Here is a 14,253-nt window from a genome sequence, read left to right as displayed (position 1 = left end):
TCCATGATCACCTATCTCTTTCCCGCGCCCCACCACACCAGCTTAGTTTAGCCCCTCCGTGGTCGAACTTTCGGGTCCGCCAAAGTCCGGTGGTCGAAGGGCCCGGAATTGGAGATCCTCGATCCCACCGGCCCGAGCCGCGCCCAGCCGTCCTCCTCCTCCGCGGATTCCTTCACCGCGTTGCGCAGCGTGGTCATCAGCTTGGTGTTGCCCTTGAGATCCTTCAAATCCTTGGGCGGCTTGTCCTCCACCTTGTTTGGCACCCGGCCCTTGGACTCCTCCTCCTCCAGATAGAGAAAGCGCGTGCAGCTCGCAATTCATCCCGGATCACTTCCCCTTCTTCAAATAGCATCCAGCGGCACCAGGCTCAGTGAAGGGAATTGTTTCATTGCGGGGCCTTCTACCAAACCGCCCCGCCGACACACGCCCCCCCACCAAGAGCACCGCATCCTAGCGAACGGAGGAAACAAGCGGGCAAGGAATCGCGATGACCTGCATGCCCGCGTTCTGCGCGGCGATGATTCCGGCGGGCGCGTCTTCGAGCGCCAGGCATTTCGAGGGCGCCACGCCGAGCAATTCGGCGGCTTTGAGGAAAATATCAGGGGCCGGTTTTCCATTCACCACGTCATCCGCGGTCACGACCTCGTCGAACCAGTCGGAGATTCCGACAATCTTGAGCGTCTTCTCGATCACAAACCGGCTGCCACCGGTCGCGATCGCCATCGGCACCTTGCCGCGGAGGCTTTCCGCGAATGCGGCCACCTCCTCGATCAAAGTCACCAGATCAAGCCGCTTCAGGAAAAATTCCCGCTTCGCCAAAGCCACGGCCGCAGGATCCAGCCGTAGGTCGTGTTCGTCATTCAGCTCGACCACGATGTCCATCGTCGGCCGGCCGCCCATGGCGAAGAAAACGTCCTCCTTGAAGACACCGCCGGCACCGTAAAGCGCGAGCGCGTCGCACCAGGCTTCAAAGTGGACTGGCATCGAGTCCACGAGCGTCCCGTCGCAGTCGAAAATTGCCGCATCAAAACCTTTGGATGGGAACGGGAAGGGACCGATATTTGCCATGTGCGCGAACCACTTAGGCCCAGAATCAAGACGAGGCAAGACCGGTGAGAGAGAAATCATCGAGCGCTCTCAGGAGCGCCGATTTGGTCACAGTCATTTACAAATTAACGACCTGATCTTTGTAAACGCCGGGTTCCACCGTCTTGGTTTCCGTCGAGGTATTTTTGAACTCCACCTCCCCCTCGATCACCACGCCCGGCGCAAACCGGATCGGGCCGCTGATTTTCAGAGTATCGCAACCGATCAAACCGGGAACTCCCAGCACCTCGATTTGATCCACCAGCTTGTATTCGTCTGAAAGGAAAATCACCGGCGGCACCCCGTTCCGCGAGGCGGCGAGGCGGACTTGGCCGTCGTCCAGCACTTCGTATGCGTCGGATCGTAGCGCCAGCAAGTCGCCCGTGGTTTTCACCGGCGCGAAACGGCTGCGCGGCACGTCGATGGCCGCCGCGCCTTCGAAGCACTCGATCGCCGCGCCCATCGCGCTTTCCAACTGCACCACCGGCGTCGATTTCTTGTCGCGCGGATCGACGGTCTTGTTGTTGCGGATCATCGGCAGCGGCAGCACGCCGGAGTCGGCGGCGAGCTGCTCCTTGAGCAAGTCGAGTCGCAGCCAGAGGCTGTTGGTATTGAAATAACGATGGCGGTCGATGTTCTGGAACGTCTCCATGTCCTCTTCCGGGCATTGCGCCACTTCGCGCAGTAACAAGCGGCCGTCGGCTTTCCGCACGGCGAGATGTCCGCCCTTGCGGTCCGCCGCAGTCCGCCGCGTGACTTCCATCAGGAACGGCGCGCCGGATCTGGCGAAGTAACCGAGGATCGCAGGATCAAGAATCGCCCCGAGATTGTCGGAGTTGGAAACAAAGGCGTATTTCACGCCCTCCGCCAGCAAGCGGTCCAGCCAACCGCTGCCGACCAGCGCCGGATAGAGATCGCCATGACCCGGCGGACACCATTCCAGATCCAGGTCCGCCGGCCATTCGACCGGGAGAAATGTCGCCGCGTCGATCTTCGGAATCTGGTTTTGCATCAGCTCGACCTCGGAGGCGTCGGCCAGACCCTGCGCGCGGTATTTTTCCAGATGCGCGAGCGTGTCCTCGCTGGTGCTGAAGCTGTTCATCAAAAGCAGCCGCACGTTCGCGCCGCTGGTTTTACGGAGATCCAAAATCTGGCGCACCATCAGGTCGAGGAAGTTCACCCCGTCGCGCACCGAGAGCAGACTCTTCGGCCCTTGCAAGCCCATGCCCGTGCCGAGCCCGCCGTTGAGCTTGATCACCACCGCTTGCGATAACAGCGCCGCGTCCGCCGCGCCGGACGAGACGATTTCCTCGAACGAAGCCAGCCCCTCCGCTGGAGAAATCGCCTCTTCCGGGATCAACCCCGACTCGTTGCGCAGCAGCGCCTCGTAGTTTCTGCGGAAGGCACGAATGGCGGCATCGCCCATCCCTGCGGCGATCATCTTGGTCTCGAAAGCGGCGAAATTTCCCATAAGTCAAAAAATGTTACGCCGCGAAACTGATTCAGGATGGGATCCCGGTCACGCTGAAAGTCACAAAACAGAGTTGACCGGCAGGCTGCATGACTATTGGACGCACCCGCATTTCCGCCTTACCCTCCGGTCCATTTTCCCCGCATGAAAATTCTCATTCTCTCCCGCAACGCGCAGCTCTACAGCACCGCCGCCCTTGTCACCGCCGCCGAGGCGCGGGGACACGAGGTGCGGGTGGTGGACTACCTCCGCTGCTACATGAACATCACCTCGCGCAAGCCGCGGATCTACGTCGATGGCGAGGAGCTGGTGGCGGACGCCGTGATTCCCCGGATTGCGGCGCGGCACACGTTTTATGGCAACGCCGTCGTCCGGCAGTTCGAGATGATGAATGTTTTTTCCCTGAATGATTCGGTGGCCATCGCCCGCTCGCGGGACAAGTTGCGCTCGCTCCAGATCCTGGCGAAACGCGGCGTGGGGCTCCCGGTGACGGGTTTCGCCCACCACACCGAGGCGTCCGGCGAGCTGATCAAGATGTGCGGCGGCGCGCCGCTGGTCATCAAGCTGCTGGAGGGCACCCAGGGCGTGGGCGTGGTGCTGGCGGAAACGACCAACGCCGCGGAATCCGTCATCGAGGCGTTCAAGGGGCTGAATGCTAACATCCTGGTCCAGGAATTCATCAAGGAGGCGGAGGGCGCCGACATCCGCTGCATCGTGGTGGGCGGAAAAGTGGTGGCGTCGATGAAACGGCAGGGCGCTCCCGGCGAGTTCCGCTCGAACCTGCATCGCGGCGGAACCTCGGAGAAAGTCAAAATCACCGCCCAGGAACGCGCCGTGGCGATCAGCGCGGCCAAAGCGATGGGCCTGAACGTGGCGGGCGTGGACCTGCTGCGCTCGAATCACGGCCCGGTGGTGATGGAGGTGAATTCCTCCCCGGGCCTTGAAGGCATCGAGCAGTCGTCCAAAAAGGACGTCGCCGGAATGATCATCGAGTTCATCGAACGGACGGCGGTGAAGCCGTCCAAATCAACGGACAAGTGAGGGATCAGCCCTGGGCCTTGATGCGGCCGAGGACTTCCTGATAGGCCTCCATCACCCCGCCGAGATCGCGGCGGAAGCGGTCCTTGTCCATTTTCTCGCCGGTCTTGAGATCCCATAGACGGCAGCCGTCGGGGCTGATTTCGTCGGCGAGAACGATGACAGATGGATCGGAAAGCAGGCGGCCGAACTCGAGCTTGAAGTCGATGAGTTTGAGTCCGCACTTGGCGAAGAAATCGATGAGGATGCCATTCACCTGGAGGGCGGATTTCCGCAGATGGGCGAGGTCTTCCGGAGTGGCGAGGCCCATTTCGCGGATGTAGTCGTCGTTGATGAGCGGGTCGCCGAGCTCGTCGCTCTTGTAGGAATACTCGACGATCGGCTGGGAGAAGGCTCGGCCTTCCTCGATGCCGGTGCGCTTGCAGTAGCTGCCGGCGGAGAAGTTGCGGACGATGACCTCGACCATGAGGATATCGACTTTTTTGACCTCGACGTTGGTGTCATCGATCTGGCGGACGAAGTGAGTCGGCACGCCGGCCTTTTCCAACATGCCGTAGATGAGCGTGCTGATCTCGTTGTTGAGGTGGCCCTTGTTGTCGAAACTGGCCTTCTTTTCGCCGTTGAAGGCGGTGGCGTCGTTCTTGAACTCCATGCGCAGGGTGTATGGATTCTCGGTGGCCCAGAGACGCTTGGCTTTTCCTTCGTAAAGTGGGGTCATGCGGAAGTCCTAAAACCCCTCCCCGCTCCGGTCAAGAGCGCTGAATCCGAATGATGAAATGATTGTGAAAACACCACCGGATGCGTCCCGGCACTTGAGAATTGAGAACTTGCATGCTATCTGGCTTTTCTGGAACCTGCCGCAGCGAAATGAACCACGGAGAGTCCCACGCCAGCCACTCCCTGCCGCCTCCCAAGGCGAGGTTTTTGCACGCCCGTTCGCTGCCATCAAAACGGCCGTTCAACGTCGCCGTGTTCTTCTCGGCGCTGCATTTTTTGGGGCTCATCATGACGGTCACCGCGCTCGTGTTGTTCTTTCTGGAGCCGAGTCCGCTTGCGAGAAATCTCATTCTCGGCGGGATCGGGTTCAGCGTGATGACCTGGCTGATCGCGTTTTTCAAACGGCGTTCGGCCTATTGCCCGCTTTGCAAAGGGACACCGCTGATCAACTCGGGAGCCCGCCCCCACTCACGGGCAAAGCGAGTCCCTCCCTTCAGCCACGGAGTGAGCGCCACCCTTTCGATCATTGCTACGCAGACGTTCCGCTGCATGTATTGCGGCTCGGACTTCGACTTGCTCAAGACGCCGTCGCATCTTCGCGGGGCCAGGACGGACGCGACCCGCGAGTGAGCCCGCGCCTCAGGACCCGGTGAGCCGGGCGTGGCGCTCCGCCATCGGCCATGCCACTTCGGGGACCAATTCGTGCCAGCGGGTATCATCGGAATGGATCATCCGGCAAACGTCGCGACCGGTGTAATCGAGCAACTGGTCGTCGTCACAGGAAATGCCTTGGATCCGCTTGTTCGTTAGAAAGTGCTGATAAAGATGCACGCTGTCCTCCGGAGCGAGGAAGGTTTCCGCAGTGACGAGTTCGCCCGTGCGGCGGTTTTTCCAAGGAAAGACGTAGAGGGTGACGCCCTTCTTGAACAAGCGTCCGAAGGATTCCAACAGGCCTCCCGCGAGGCTTTCCGACCACTTCGGTTTGAACAACTCGTTGAGCAAACCGATGCTGAGAAGGATGCCGATGGGCTTGCTGGTATAGCGGTGGAGAAACGCCGCGATCCGGTGGAACTCGGCGCAGCGGGAGAGTATTACGGTTTTCCCAAGCGACTGGAGCGCGTCCGCTCGGTCCAGGAAATCCACCGGATCCATCCCGCAGTCTCGCAGCAGGTTGTGCATCGAGATCTCACACAGTTCGATGGCCGAATCGCAATCTGCCGCACTCACCGAGCGGCCGAAACTCTCTCGCGCGTTCTCCAGCATTTCAAGATGGACGTTCATCACCGGATCAAAACTGCCGCGCAGCAGCAGCACCGGGCGACCGTAAAGCGCCTCGGCGGGCTGGACGACTTCACCGTTAGGAAGGAACATCGTCGCGTCGGTCAGCCCGCTTTCGACCAGTTGCAGGGCGCAGAGACGGTTGTCGAAAAAGCCGTAGCCGTGGCCGGTGAATTTCAACAAATCCACCTCCACCCGCCCGGGGGCGAGATTGTCCAACAGGGACTCGACGAACCTCTTCAAATGCCCGCGGTGGTGGAATGCCGAGTGAATCAAGTTCACGCCGATGATGCCGAGCGCCTCCATCTGGCCGATCGAGCCGGCGTCCAACAACCGAACGTGCAGCGTGATGTCGGACGGAGGATCGCCCGGCTTCATCTGGAAGCGCAACCCGAGCCAGCCGTGGCATTCGCCGCTATCCTGCCAGCCACGGGCGCGCACGGTGTTGCAGAACGAGAAAAAAGTCGTCTCCTTGCCGCGCTTGGGGGCGAGGCGTTCGAGCAGGATCGAGTACTCGTGATCCAGCATCGCGCCGAGCCGGCTTGCCGACACGTAGCGGTCGGCACTGCCGTAAATGGCGTCGCTCATGGTCATGTCATAGGCGGAAATCGTCTTCGCCACGAGACCCGCGCTGCCGGACGCGCGGAAAAACCAGTTGGCGGTTTCCTGGCCGGCGCCGATCTCGGCGAAGGTGCCGTAAATGACCGGGTCCAGATTCAGCTCTAGCGCCTTGTCGTAAGCCGTCGGGGTCATTGAGAATCCTCCTCCACCCAGCCCTCGGCAACGAAGCGCTCGATCTCCACCTGATGGTTGGAAGTCGCACCGGCGGGGAACTTGAGCGACAACATCAGGTTGATGCTTTTGGTGTCCTTGTCCGTGAGGATTCTTCCGTTCAAGACGTTGCCCTTCTCGGCATAACCATAAAGCGAATGTTCATGGTCGGGAGACTCCATACGGTAGGACTGCCATTTTTGATCGTCGGTGAATTCAAAGTTATAGTAATCCACCGGAGCCAGAATGACGCGGAAGACATGCCCACTTGTCGGCTTGGTTGCCATGAACTCTTTCCAGGAAATATCCGACCAGCCGACCCAGCTTTCCCAGTCGATTTTCAGACCTTGCGGGGTATCAATGAAAGCGAGTGATTTCTCCTCGAAATGGCGGGTCCTCACAGCGAGCGAGACGAGCTTGTCCCTGACAGAAAGACCCGCGCCCGAGTCGAGCGACTGCATGCCGGGAGCCTCGACCATCCCTCCGGGATAAAACCCGCGCATGCGTGCTTCCGCCACCGCGGGATTGCGGACGAGAGGCAGAAGTTCCTCCACCGTCGTCGCTTCGAGGAATCTTCGTGCCAAGGGTTCGGCTTCGGTCAGCAAAGCCGCCTCGCTGCGCCGGGCCGCGGGCGGAATGACGGACTCGTCAGGATTCCGAACAGCGGCGGGTGGCTCGGCAACTTGACCCACCGAGTGGATGATCGGCTTGATTCCCCCGCTCATGGCGAGAAAACCCCCGGCCGCGACCAGCACTAACATGGCCACCCCGCCGATCAACAACAGCCCAGTTTGGTCCTTCCCGTTGTTTTCCGCGCGGGATGATCTCGGCTCTGCCTCCCATGCGAGATTCTCCGCGCTGCCGGCCTTCTTGCGGCGGCGGTTCTTCGACCCGCGCAGCTTCCCCTCTCTAGCGGATTCATCCACCGCCCGCCGCGGAGCGATCAATGGCGGCGGTGTGTTCAGCGATGTCGGAATCCTCAGCATCCGCCGGCAACTCGGACAAAGGATCCCCTTCCCGTCATGATCCCTCGGCACGCGGGACACGAACCGGCAATCCGGGCAAACATAACCACTCCATCGGCGGGCGCTTTCCATGGTGTCTGTCACGCCGCCACCCTGGGCTATCAGGATGGCGAAGCGCAAGCTTGCTGTCAGTATTGACCGGAAATTCCCGTTCCGCCTTAAATTTCGTGGACCGGCAGGCTCGAAACCTCTTCCCGGACCTTCTCGGCCAGCGCGGTCGAGAGGTAGCGCTCGGTGGACGAGCAGCCGATGGTGACGATGCGTTTGCCTTTGAATTCAGGGCGTTTGGCGACCTGCATCGCTGCCCAGACGTTCGCTCCGGTGGAGATTCCCGCAGGCAAACCTTCGAGCTGCGCCAAGGCTTGCGCGGTGGCGATCGCGTCCTCGTTGGAAACCAGGATGGTCTCGTCGATGATCGAGACGTTGAGGTTTTTCGGAATGAAGCCGGCACCGATCCCCTGGATCATGTGAGGGCCCGGCGCGCCGCCGGAAATCACCGGGCTCGCGGCAGGCTCCACCGCGAAAATTCTGGCCGTGCCGCGCGATTTCAAAACCTCGCCGACTCCGGTCAGTGTTCCGCCCGTACCGACTCCGGCGACAAACGCGTCCACCTGGCCGTCGGTGTCGCGCCAGATTTCCTCGGCGGTCGTTTCGCGGTGGACCTGCGGGTTCGCCGGATTGTCGAACTGGCCGGGTCCGAACGAACCTTCGCCGTGCTCTTCGAGAAGCTTCTTCGCCATCGCGATGGCACCGTTCATGCCGCGGGCGCGCGGCGTGAGGACGATTTCCGCACCGAGCAGACGCAGCAACACGCGACGCTCGATTGACATGCTTTCCGGCATGGTCAGGATGCAGCGATAGCCTTTCGAGCGGGCGATGAACGCGAGCGCGATGCCGGTGTTTCCGGAAGTCGGCTCGATGATCAGGCCGCCGGGCTTGAGCGATCCGTCCTTCTCGGCGGCTTCGATCATCGCCTTGCCGATGCGGTCCTTGACGCTGAAGAGCGGGTTGAAAAACTCAGCCTTCACGCAGATCTCGGCGTCGAGTCCGGCGGTGATGTGGTTGAGGCGGATCAGGGGAGTATTGCCAACAGTGGCAACCATGTTTTCGGCGATGTTCATGATGGTGGAGTTTTGGGGAAATGTGTCGTGGCTGCCTCAGTCAGCTTCTGGCAGGTCAAATCTGGAAATCGGGAGTGCCTGAGTCAAGATGAAGTCCGCACTCGTATTTTTCACCGTTGAAGCGGGTGGATTCCGAATCGCCGTCCTCGGCAGGCCGGGTGCTATGCCAGTCGCCCATCGTAACGTAGCCTTTCTCGGCGAGCGGATGCCGCGGAATTCCGTTCTGATGGAAATAGAGATCCACCTGCGCGTCCGCCCAGTCGAGGATCGGATAGGCTTTCACGGTCCGCTTCTGCTGCTCGACGAAGGGCCGGTCCAGACGTGTGCTCGACTGCGAGCGGCGGAGGCCGCTGAGCCAGACGTCAGCCCCGGTTTCCCGCAGCGCGCGGTTCATCGGCTCGATCTTGGTGATCAGCCCGTAACGGTCGGCGCCGTCCTTTCCGTCTTCCCAGAGGTTTCCCCACACCGCCTGCATCCGCGCGGCGGAGACTATCGGATGATAGATCCGCAGGTCGAGGTCGAACATCGAGGTAAGCGTCTCGGCATACTGATAGGTCTCGGGAAACAGGAACCCGGTGTCGATGAAGACGACCGGGATCTTCGGTGCGTATTCGTGAATCAGGCGCAGCATCACCGCCGCCTGAAGGCCGAAGCTGGTGGATGCGAGGAGGCGGTCGCCGAGCTGTTCGTAGAGCAAGCGCAGCCGCTCCCCGGCGCGCAGCGGCGCGAGGGCGGCGGAAAGCTCCGCGGCGTCGATGTCCGTGGAAACCCCTGCGGGCGGTTGGAATTTCAAGGCAGCCATGGCGGGGGGATTTATCAAGCCTTGGCGAGCGCCTCGGGCTTCAGATTCTTGTGGAAATCCGGCCCTTGGATGGTCTCTGCCACATGGCCGTTGCGGATGCAGAAATCGCCGAATCGTTCACCGTCATTCCGCTCCTTGGCGTAGCTTTGGAAGATCGGTGCGAGCAGCGGCTTGATCTTCTCCGCCGGGACGTTTTCCCGATAGAGCTTCGACAGGCGCTGACCCGCGAAGCCGCCGCCCAGATAGACGTTGTAAGCGGACGGACCGCGACCGACGAAGCCGATCTCAGCGATGAACGGACGGGCGCAACCGTTCGGGCAGCCGGTCATGCGGATGGTGATGGCGTCGTGGCGCAAGCCATTTTCCTCGAGGGATTCCTCAAGCTCGGTGATGAGGTCCGGCAAATAGCGCTCGGCTTCGGCGAGGGAAAGCCCGCAGGTCGGAAGGGCGACGCAGGCCATTGAGTTGAGGCGGAGCGCGCTCTTCAAATGGCTGTCCTTGATGCCATACTCGGCGAGCAGCTTCTCGATTTCCGGGCGCTTGGCCGGTGAAACATTCGCGATGATGAGGTTCTGGTTCGCCGTGAGGCGGAAGTCGCCGTCGTGGATCTTGGCGATCTCGCGGAGCCCGCTGCGCATCGGATAGCTCGGCGTGTCAAGCACGCGGCCGCCGGCGATGAAGAGCGTGAGGTGGGAATTGCCATTGGCATCCTCGACCCAGCCGTAGCGGTCGCCGTTGTCTTCGAATTTGAAATCACGGACGGGTCCGAGTTGGTAGCCGAGGTATTCATTCAACTTGGCGAGAATCCAAGCCGGGCCGTAGTCGTCCACGGTGTATTTGAAGCGCGAGTGCTTGCGGTCCGTGCGGTCGCCGAAATCGCGCTGCACGAGCACGACCTTTTCCGCGACGTCCACGACTTGCTCCGGCGTGCAGAAACCGATCACGTCCGCGATGCGCGGATAGGTGGCCTCGTTGCCGTGGGTGGAACCCATGCCGCCGCCGACGGCGACGTTGTAGCCGACCAACTCGCCGTCCTCGACGATGGCGATGAAGGAAAGGCAGTTCGCATAGATATCGACGTCGTTGGACGGCGGCACGGCGATGGTGATCTTGAACTTCCGCGGCAGGTAGGTCTTGCCGTAGATCGGCTCGAAATCCTCCTCGGTGGACTTCACTTTCTCACCGTCCAGCCAGATCTCGTGATAGGCGCGGGTCTGCGGCGTGAGATGGGCGGAAATATCCTCCGCCGCCTTCAATGCCAGGGCGTGGATTTTCGAGAGATGCGGGTTCGGATTGCACATCACGTTGCGGTTCACGTCACCGCAGGCGGCGATGGTGTCCATGGCGGCCTGGTTGATCTCGGCGATGGTGCGCTTGAGATTCGTCTTGATGATGCCATGGAACTGGAACGCCTGGCGCGTGGTCAGCTTGATGGTGCCGTTCGCGAATTGCGTGGCGAGGCGGTCCGTCTCCAACCACTGGTGCGGGCTGGCAACGCCGCCCGGCACGCGGATGCGGATCATGAAGGAAAACGCCTTCTCCAGCTTGTGCTTGCGGCGGCCGGCACGGATGTCGCGGTCGTCCTGCTGATAGGTGCCGTGGAATTTCAGCAACTGCTGGTCGTCCTCGCACATCGAGCCGGTGGAAAGGTCGGCAAGCCCCTCGGCGATCGTGCCGCGGAGGTAGTTGCTGTCGATCTTGATGTATTCGTTCGCGGAGAGTTTCTTGTCACTCATGATGATGGAAATTTTGAAATTTAATAAACGTCGCGTTGATAGCGTTTGGTTTTCTTGAGGTTCTCGACGTAAGCCTCGGCGGCTTCGCGGGAAATGCCCGCCTGGCTTTCCACGATCGAGATCAACGTTTCATGGACGTCGTGGGCCATCCGGGTGGCGTCGCCACAGACATAGAAGTGCGCGCCTTCCTCGAGCCATTGATAGAGATCCTTCGCCTGCTGGAGCATCCGGTGCTGGACATAGACTTTCTCCGGCTGGTCGCGGGAGAACGCGAGGTCGAGCCGGGTGAGCGCGCCCTCCTTGAGATGCTCCTGCCACTCCAGCTGATAAAGGAAGTCGTAGGTGTAATGCTGGTCGCCGAAGAACAGCCAGTTTTTGCCCGGGCTGCCGAGCGCCGCGCGGTGCTCGACGAAGGCGCGGAACGGCGCGATTCCGGTGCCGGGGCCGACCATGATGACCGGGGTGGAACCATCGGCGGGAAGGCGGAAATTCTTGTTCGGCTGCACGAAGACCTGGACCGGATCGCCCGGTTTCACGAGGTCGGCGAGATAGGTCGAGCAGACGCCATTCCGTTTGCGGCCGTGGCTTTCGTAGCGGACGGCGGACACCGTGAGATGGACTTCGTCGACATGGGCCAGCGGGCTGGAAGCGATCGAGTAGAGCCGCGGTGGCAGCTTGCGGAAGATTCCCGTGAGCGCGTCGGCGGAAAGCCCGTTGGGCGCGAATTCCACAATGGCGTCGAGGATCTCGCGGCCGCTGCTGAATTCCTTCAAACTCTCTTTCGCGTCCTCGGCGAGCAGCTCGCGCAGCGCAGCGGAATTACCGGCTTCGGCGAGTTTCGTCAAAACGGCGCGGGAGAGAGCGGTGATGTCGTAGTCTTCGCGGAGCGCGTCGGCGAGCAGCTTGCGGCCGACGTTTTTCACTTCGACTTCTTCGTTCCCCGTCAGCTTTGCGGCCTGGATGATGTCCTTGACCATTTCCGGAGCATTCACCGGAATGACCGCAAGCGCATCGCCAGGCTCATAGGAAAGCCCGGAAGCGGCGAGCGAAAACTCGAAGTGCAGGGTTTCCTTGGCGGAGCCCTCGCCATTCAGAACGACCTTATCAAGGGTCTCGGCGGGGAAAGGGTTCTTTTTTCCATACTCGACCGACGAGGCAAACGCCGGGGCCGTGGATTGAACGACCGCAGCCGCGGAGGCCGGAGCCAGCGCCGAAAGCGCGCTTTCCAACCAGCCCGCGTAGGCGTCCTCGTAGTCCACATCGCAATCCTGGCGGGCTGAAACACGCGTCGCGCCGAGGCTTTCCAGCTTGGCGTCCACATCCTTGCCGATCTGGCAGAATTTCTCATACGCCGTGTCGCCCAGCCCGCAAACCGAGAAGCGGACGTCGGACAAGGCAAGGTCCGAGTTCATGAATTCCTTGTAAAACGAGACTGCGGTTTCGGGAGGTTCGCCGTCGCCCCAAGTGGAAACGATGACGAGAAGCTTGGTGGATTTCGCCAGCTCGGCCATGGAGATTTCCGACATGTTTTTCATGACGGCTTGGAATCCCCGCTTCTTCGCGGCCTTCACGGCACGGTCCGCGAGCACCTCGGAATTCCCCGACTCGGTGCCATATAAAACGGTGAGTTTACCAGCGGAAACCGGCGCGGGCGCGGCAGCCGGCGCGGTTCCCGAGGCGGCGAGGAAGCCGCTGAGCCAGCCGCGCTGGACAGGATTGAAGCCGGCAAGAAGCGAATCCAACGCGGTGCGCTGGTCAGAAGTGAATGGGGCGTGCTCTGGAAGCATAATCCTTAGTTAATTACCTTTTTTTATGAGGTTTCGGCCAAAAAGTGAATGCAACCGCCGCGATACGCAACCATTTTTTCACGATGCTTTCTCTCCGGCGCTCCAATCGTCACTTCCCAGCGCCCGGATTTCCCCCTACTCCTTCGCCGTGCTTCGCTCGCTGCGCTTGATGGATTTCCGATGCTTTGCCTCGCTGGACCTTGAAGTCCCGGCGGAGGGCGCGATTTTGACCGGGGACAACGCTCAGGGGAAAACCTCGATTCTGGAAGCCTTGTGCATGCTGGTCCGGCTACACTCACCGCGCACCCACCGGATGACCGCGCTCGGGCGGTTCGGCGGCAAGGGATTCGGCATCGCGGGCGATCCTTGGGGCAGCGAGCTGCAGGTGCGGTATTCGCGCGAGGGATTGGTGCTCAAGATAGACGAGCAAATCCGCCCCAGCCAAACGCGCTATCTCGAAGACGGCGAGCTGGTGGTGTGGATGGGCAACGAGGATTTGGAACTGGTCCGCGGCCCCGGCGAGGGACGCCGTCGGTATTTGGATTTCCTCGGCACGCAGATTGATCCCGCTAGCATTCAAGATGCCGCCGCCTACTCATGAATCACTTTCTCCGCTTAATGAGAATCCGACCTGCAAGGACAACCAGAATCGCGCTGACAAGACCCGGCCAAAACCATTTTTGCGAGGTGATGGGACGGGATGAAGGATCAACAATCGTGCCCGATGTTTCCGTATCGATGCGCCCGGCATTGGGATTCCTTTTGTTGTCCGGTCGCTTCTCCCGGATCAGATTTCCCCGTCTGTGACGGGCTTCATCCATATTCTTTGCAAAGTCTTTTTCGACGACAGCTAACCTAGTGAAACGTCCTTGAAATAACTGTGCACCTGGAACAGTCTGTGCTATGATTCAATCATGGCACGGACCGCTCAACCTCTTTTGCTGCAGCCAGATCAAGTCCTTCATCTTGAATCATTGCTGCGCCGCAGAACTCTTGAACACCGTATCGCAAGAAGATGCCGAGCCCTGCTGCTTGCGGCAGAAGGCATGAGCAACGTTGAAATAGGCATGAAACTCGACATGCATCGCAACGCAATCAGCAATGTCCGCACCCGCTTTCAGCAGAGCGGACTGTCTTGTATTGAAGATGCGCCTCGCGCAGGCAAACCGCCAGTTCATTCCCCACAAACGAAGCAGAAGATTGTGACCACGGTATGCGGCAAGCCGCCCAAAGGAATGAGCCGGTGGAGCAGCCAGAGACTTGCGAAGAAACTGAAACTTTCAAAAAGCTATGTGCACGGCGTGCGGAAAGAACATGATCTCCATCCTCATCGTTTGAGAACGTTCAACTTCAGTCCGGATCCCCAGTTTGAAGAGAAGCTGCTTGAGGTGGTGGGACTCTACATGAATCCGCCTGAAAAC

Annotated in this window: 14 protein-coding genes; 4 read left to right on the top strand and 10 right to left on the bottom strand. The window is 60.5% G+C overall.

All coding sequences use genetic code 11. The annotated features are described in order from the left end of the window. Positions 1 to 47: 47 nt before the first annotated feature. The 3 genes from AC4DF4_RS14885 to AC4DF4_RS14875 all read right to left on the bottom strand — a co-directional run bounded on the left by AC4DF4_RS14885 (position 48) and on the right by AC4DF4_RS14875 (position 2,557). Complete coding sequence (locus tag AC4DF4_RS14885) at positions 48 to 263, bottom strand: OST-HTH/LOTUS domain-containing protein (protein WP_490048901.1); 216 nt, start codon at positions 261 to 263, stop codon at positions 48 to 50. 187 nt (positions 264 to 450) lie between these two features. Continuing rightward, a complete protein-coding gene (locus AC4DF4_RS14880; RefSeq protein WP_490048900.1) occupies positions 451 to 1,068 on the bottom strand; it encodes an HAD family hydrolase in 618 nt (205 codons plus the stop codon). Positions 1,069 to 1,165: 97 nt separating this feature from the next. Next, positions 1,166 to 2,557, bottom strand: coding sequence for a UTP--glucose-1-phosphate uridylyltransferase (locus tag AC4DF4_RS14875; protein ID WP_490048899.1), 1,392 nt, complete (start codon positions 2,555 to 2,557; stop codon positions 1,166 to 1,168). A 144-nt stretch (positions 2,558 to 2,701) separates the two neighbouring features. On the opposite strand from AC4DF4_RS14875, the gene rimK reads away from it, so the two are divergent. Then, entirely contained in the window at positions 2,702 to 3,598 is an 897-nt protein-coding gene (rimK, locus tag AC4DF4_RS14870; protein ID WP_490048898.1) for a 30S ribosomal protein S6--L-glutamate ligase, read from the top strand. A 4-nt stretch (positions 3,599 to 3,602) separates the two neighbouring features. Here rimK and purC read toward each other — a convergent pair whose 3' ends face one another. Further along, positions 3,603 to 4,313, bottom strand: a complete 711-nt coding sequence (purC, locus tag AC4DF4_RS14865) for a phosphoribosylaminoimidazolesuccinocarboxamide synthase (RefSeq protein WP_490048897.1) — start codon at positions 4,311 to 4,313, stop codon at positions 3,603 to 3,605. A 149-nt stretch (positions 4,314 to 4,462) separates the two neighbouring features. Here purC and AC4DF4_RS14860 point away from each other — a divergent pair, with 149 nt between their 5' ends. Then, complete coding sequence (locus AC4DF4_RS14860) at positions 4,463 to 4,942, top strand: hypothetical protein (protein WP_490048896.1); 480 nt, start codon at positions 4,463 to 4,465, stop codon at positions 4,940 to 4,942. Positions 4,943 to 4,951: 9 nt separating this feature from the next. Here AC4DF4_RS14860 and AC4DF4_RS14855 read toward each other — a convergent pair whose 3' ends face one another. The 6 genes from AC4DF4_RS14855 to AC4DF4_RS14830 form a co-directional block, all read right to left on the bottom strand. Next, positions 4,952 to 6,343: a TonB-dependent receptor gene (locus tag AC4DF4_RS14855; protein ID WP_490048895.1), complete on the bottom strand. Its 1,392-nt coding sequence runs from the start codon at positions 6,341 to 6,343 to the stop codon at positions 4,952 to 4,954. Then, a complete protein-coding gene (locus AC4DF4_RS14850) occupies positions 6,340 to 7,347 on the bottom strand; it encodes a hypothetical protein (RefSeq protein ID WP_490048894.1) in 1,008 nt (335 codons plus the stop codon). Before AC4DF4_RS14850 ends, AC4DF4_RS14855 begins: the two co-directional genes overlap by 4 nt. Positions 7,348 to 7,544: 197 nt before the next feature. After that, complete coding sequence (gene cysK, locus AC4DF4_RS14845; RefSeq protein WP_490048893.1) at positions 7,545 to 8,507, bottom strand: cysteine synthase A; 963 nt, start codon at positions 8,505 to 8,507, stop codon at positions 7,545 to 7,547. A gap of 55 nt (positions 8,508 to 8,562) precedes the next feature. Further along, the gene (locus tag AC4DF4_RS14840; RefSeq protein ID WP_490048892.1) at positions 8,563 to 9,309 is read right to left on the bottom strand and encodes a phosphoadenylyl-sulfate reductase; all 747 of its coding nucleotides are present in this window, start codon (positions 9,307 to 9,309) and stop codon (positions 8,563 to 8,565) included. Positions 9,310 to 9,323: 14 nt separating this feature from the next. Next, positions 9,324 to 11,045 (bottom strand): NADPH-dependent assimilatory sulfite reductase hemoprotein subunit, encoded by a 1,722-nt coding sequence (locus tag AC4DF4_RS14835; RefSeq protein WP_490048891.1) that lies wholly within the window; start codon positions 11,043 to 11,045, stop codon positions 9,324 to 9,326. A gap of 20 nt (positions 11,046 to 11,065) precedes the next feature. Then, entirely contained in the window at positions 11,066 to 12,832 is a 1,767-nt protein-coding gene (locus tag AC4DF4_RS14830; RefSeq protein ID WP_490048890.1) for an assimilatory sulfite reductase (NADPH) flavoprotein subunit, read from the bottom strand. Between the two features lie 169 nt (positions 12,833 to 13,001). Here AC4DF4_RS14830 and AC4DF4_RS14825 point away from each other — a divergent pair, with 169 nt between their 5' ends. Both AC4DF4_RS14825 and AC4DF4_RS14820 read left to right on the top strand, forming a co-directional pair. Continuing rightward, positions 13,002 to 13,433 carry a DNA replication/repair protein RecF gene (locus tag AC4DF4_RS14825; RefSeq protein ID WP_490048889.1) on the top strand — a complete coding sequence of 144 codons (432 nt, stop codon included), beginning with the start codon at positions 13,002 to 13,004 and terminating at the stop codon, positions 13,431 to 13,433. Between the two features lie 313 nt (positions 13,434 to 13,746). Beyond that, on the top strand, positions 13,747 to 14,253 hold a 507-nt coding region (locus tag AC4DF4_RS14820), incomplete at its 3' end, for a helix-turn-helix domain-containing protein (protein ID WP_490048888.1).

The organism is Luteolibacter sp. (genome assembly GCF_058122085.1).
The sequence above is the reverse complement of the archived record's forward strand: the minus strand, read 5'-3'. Positions and strand labels throughout refer to the sequence as shown.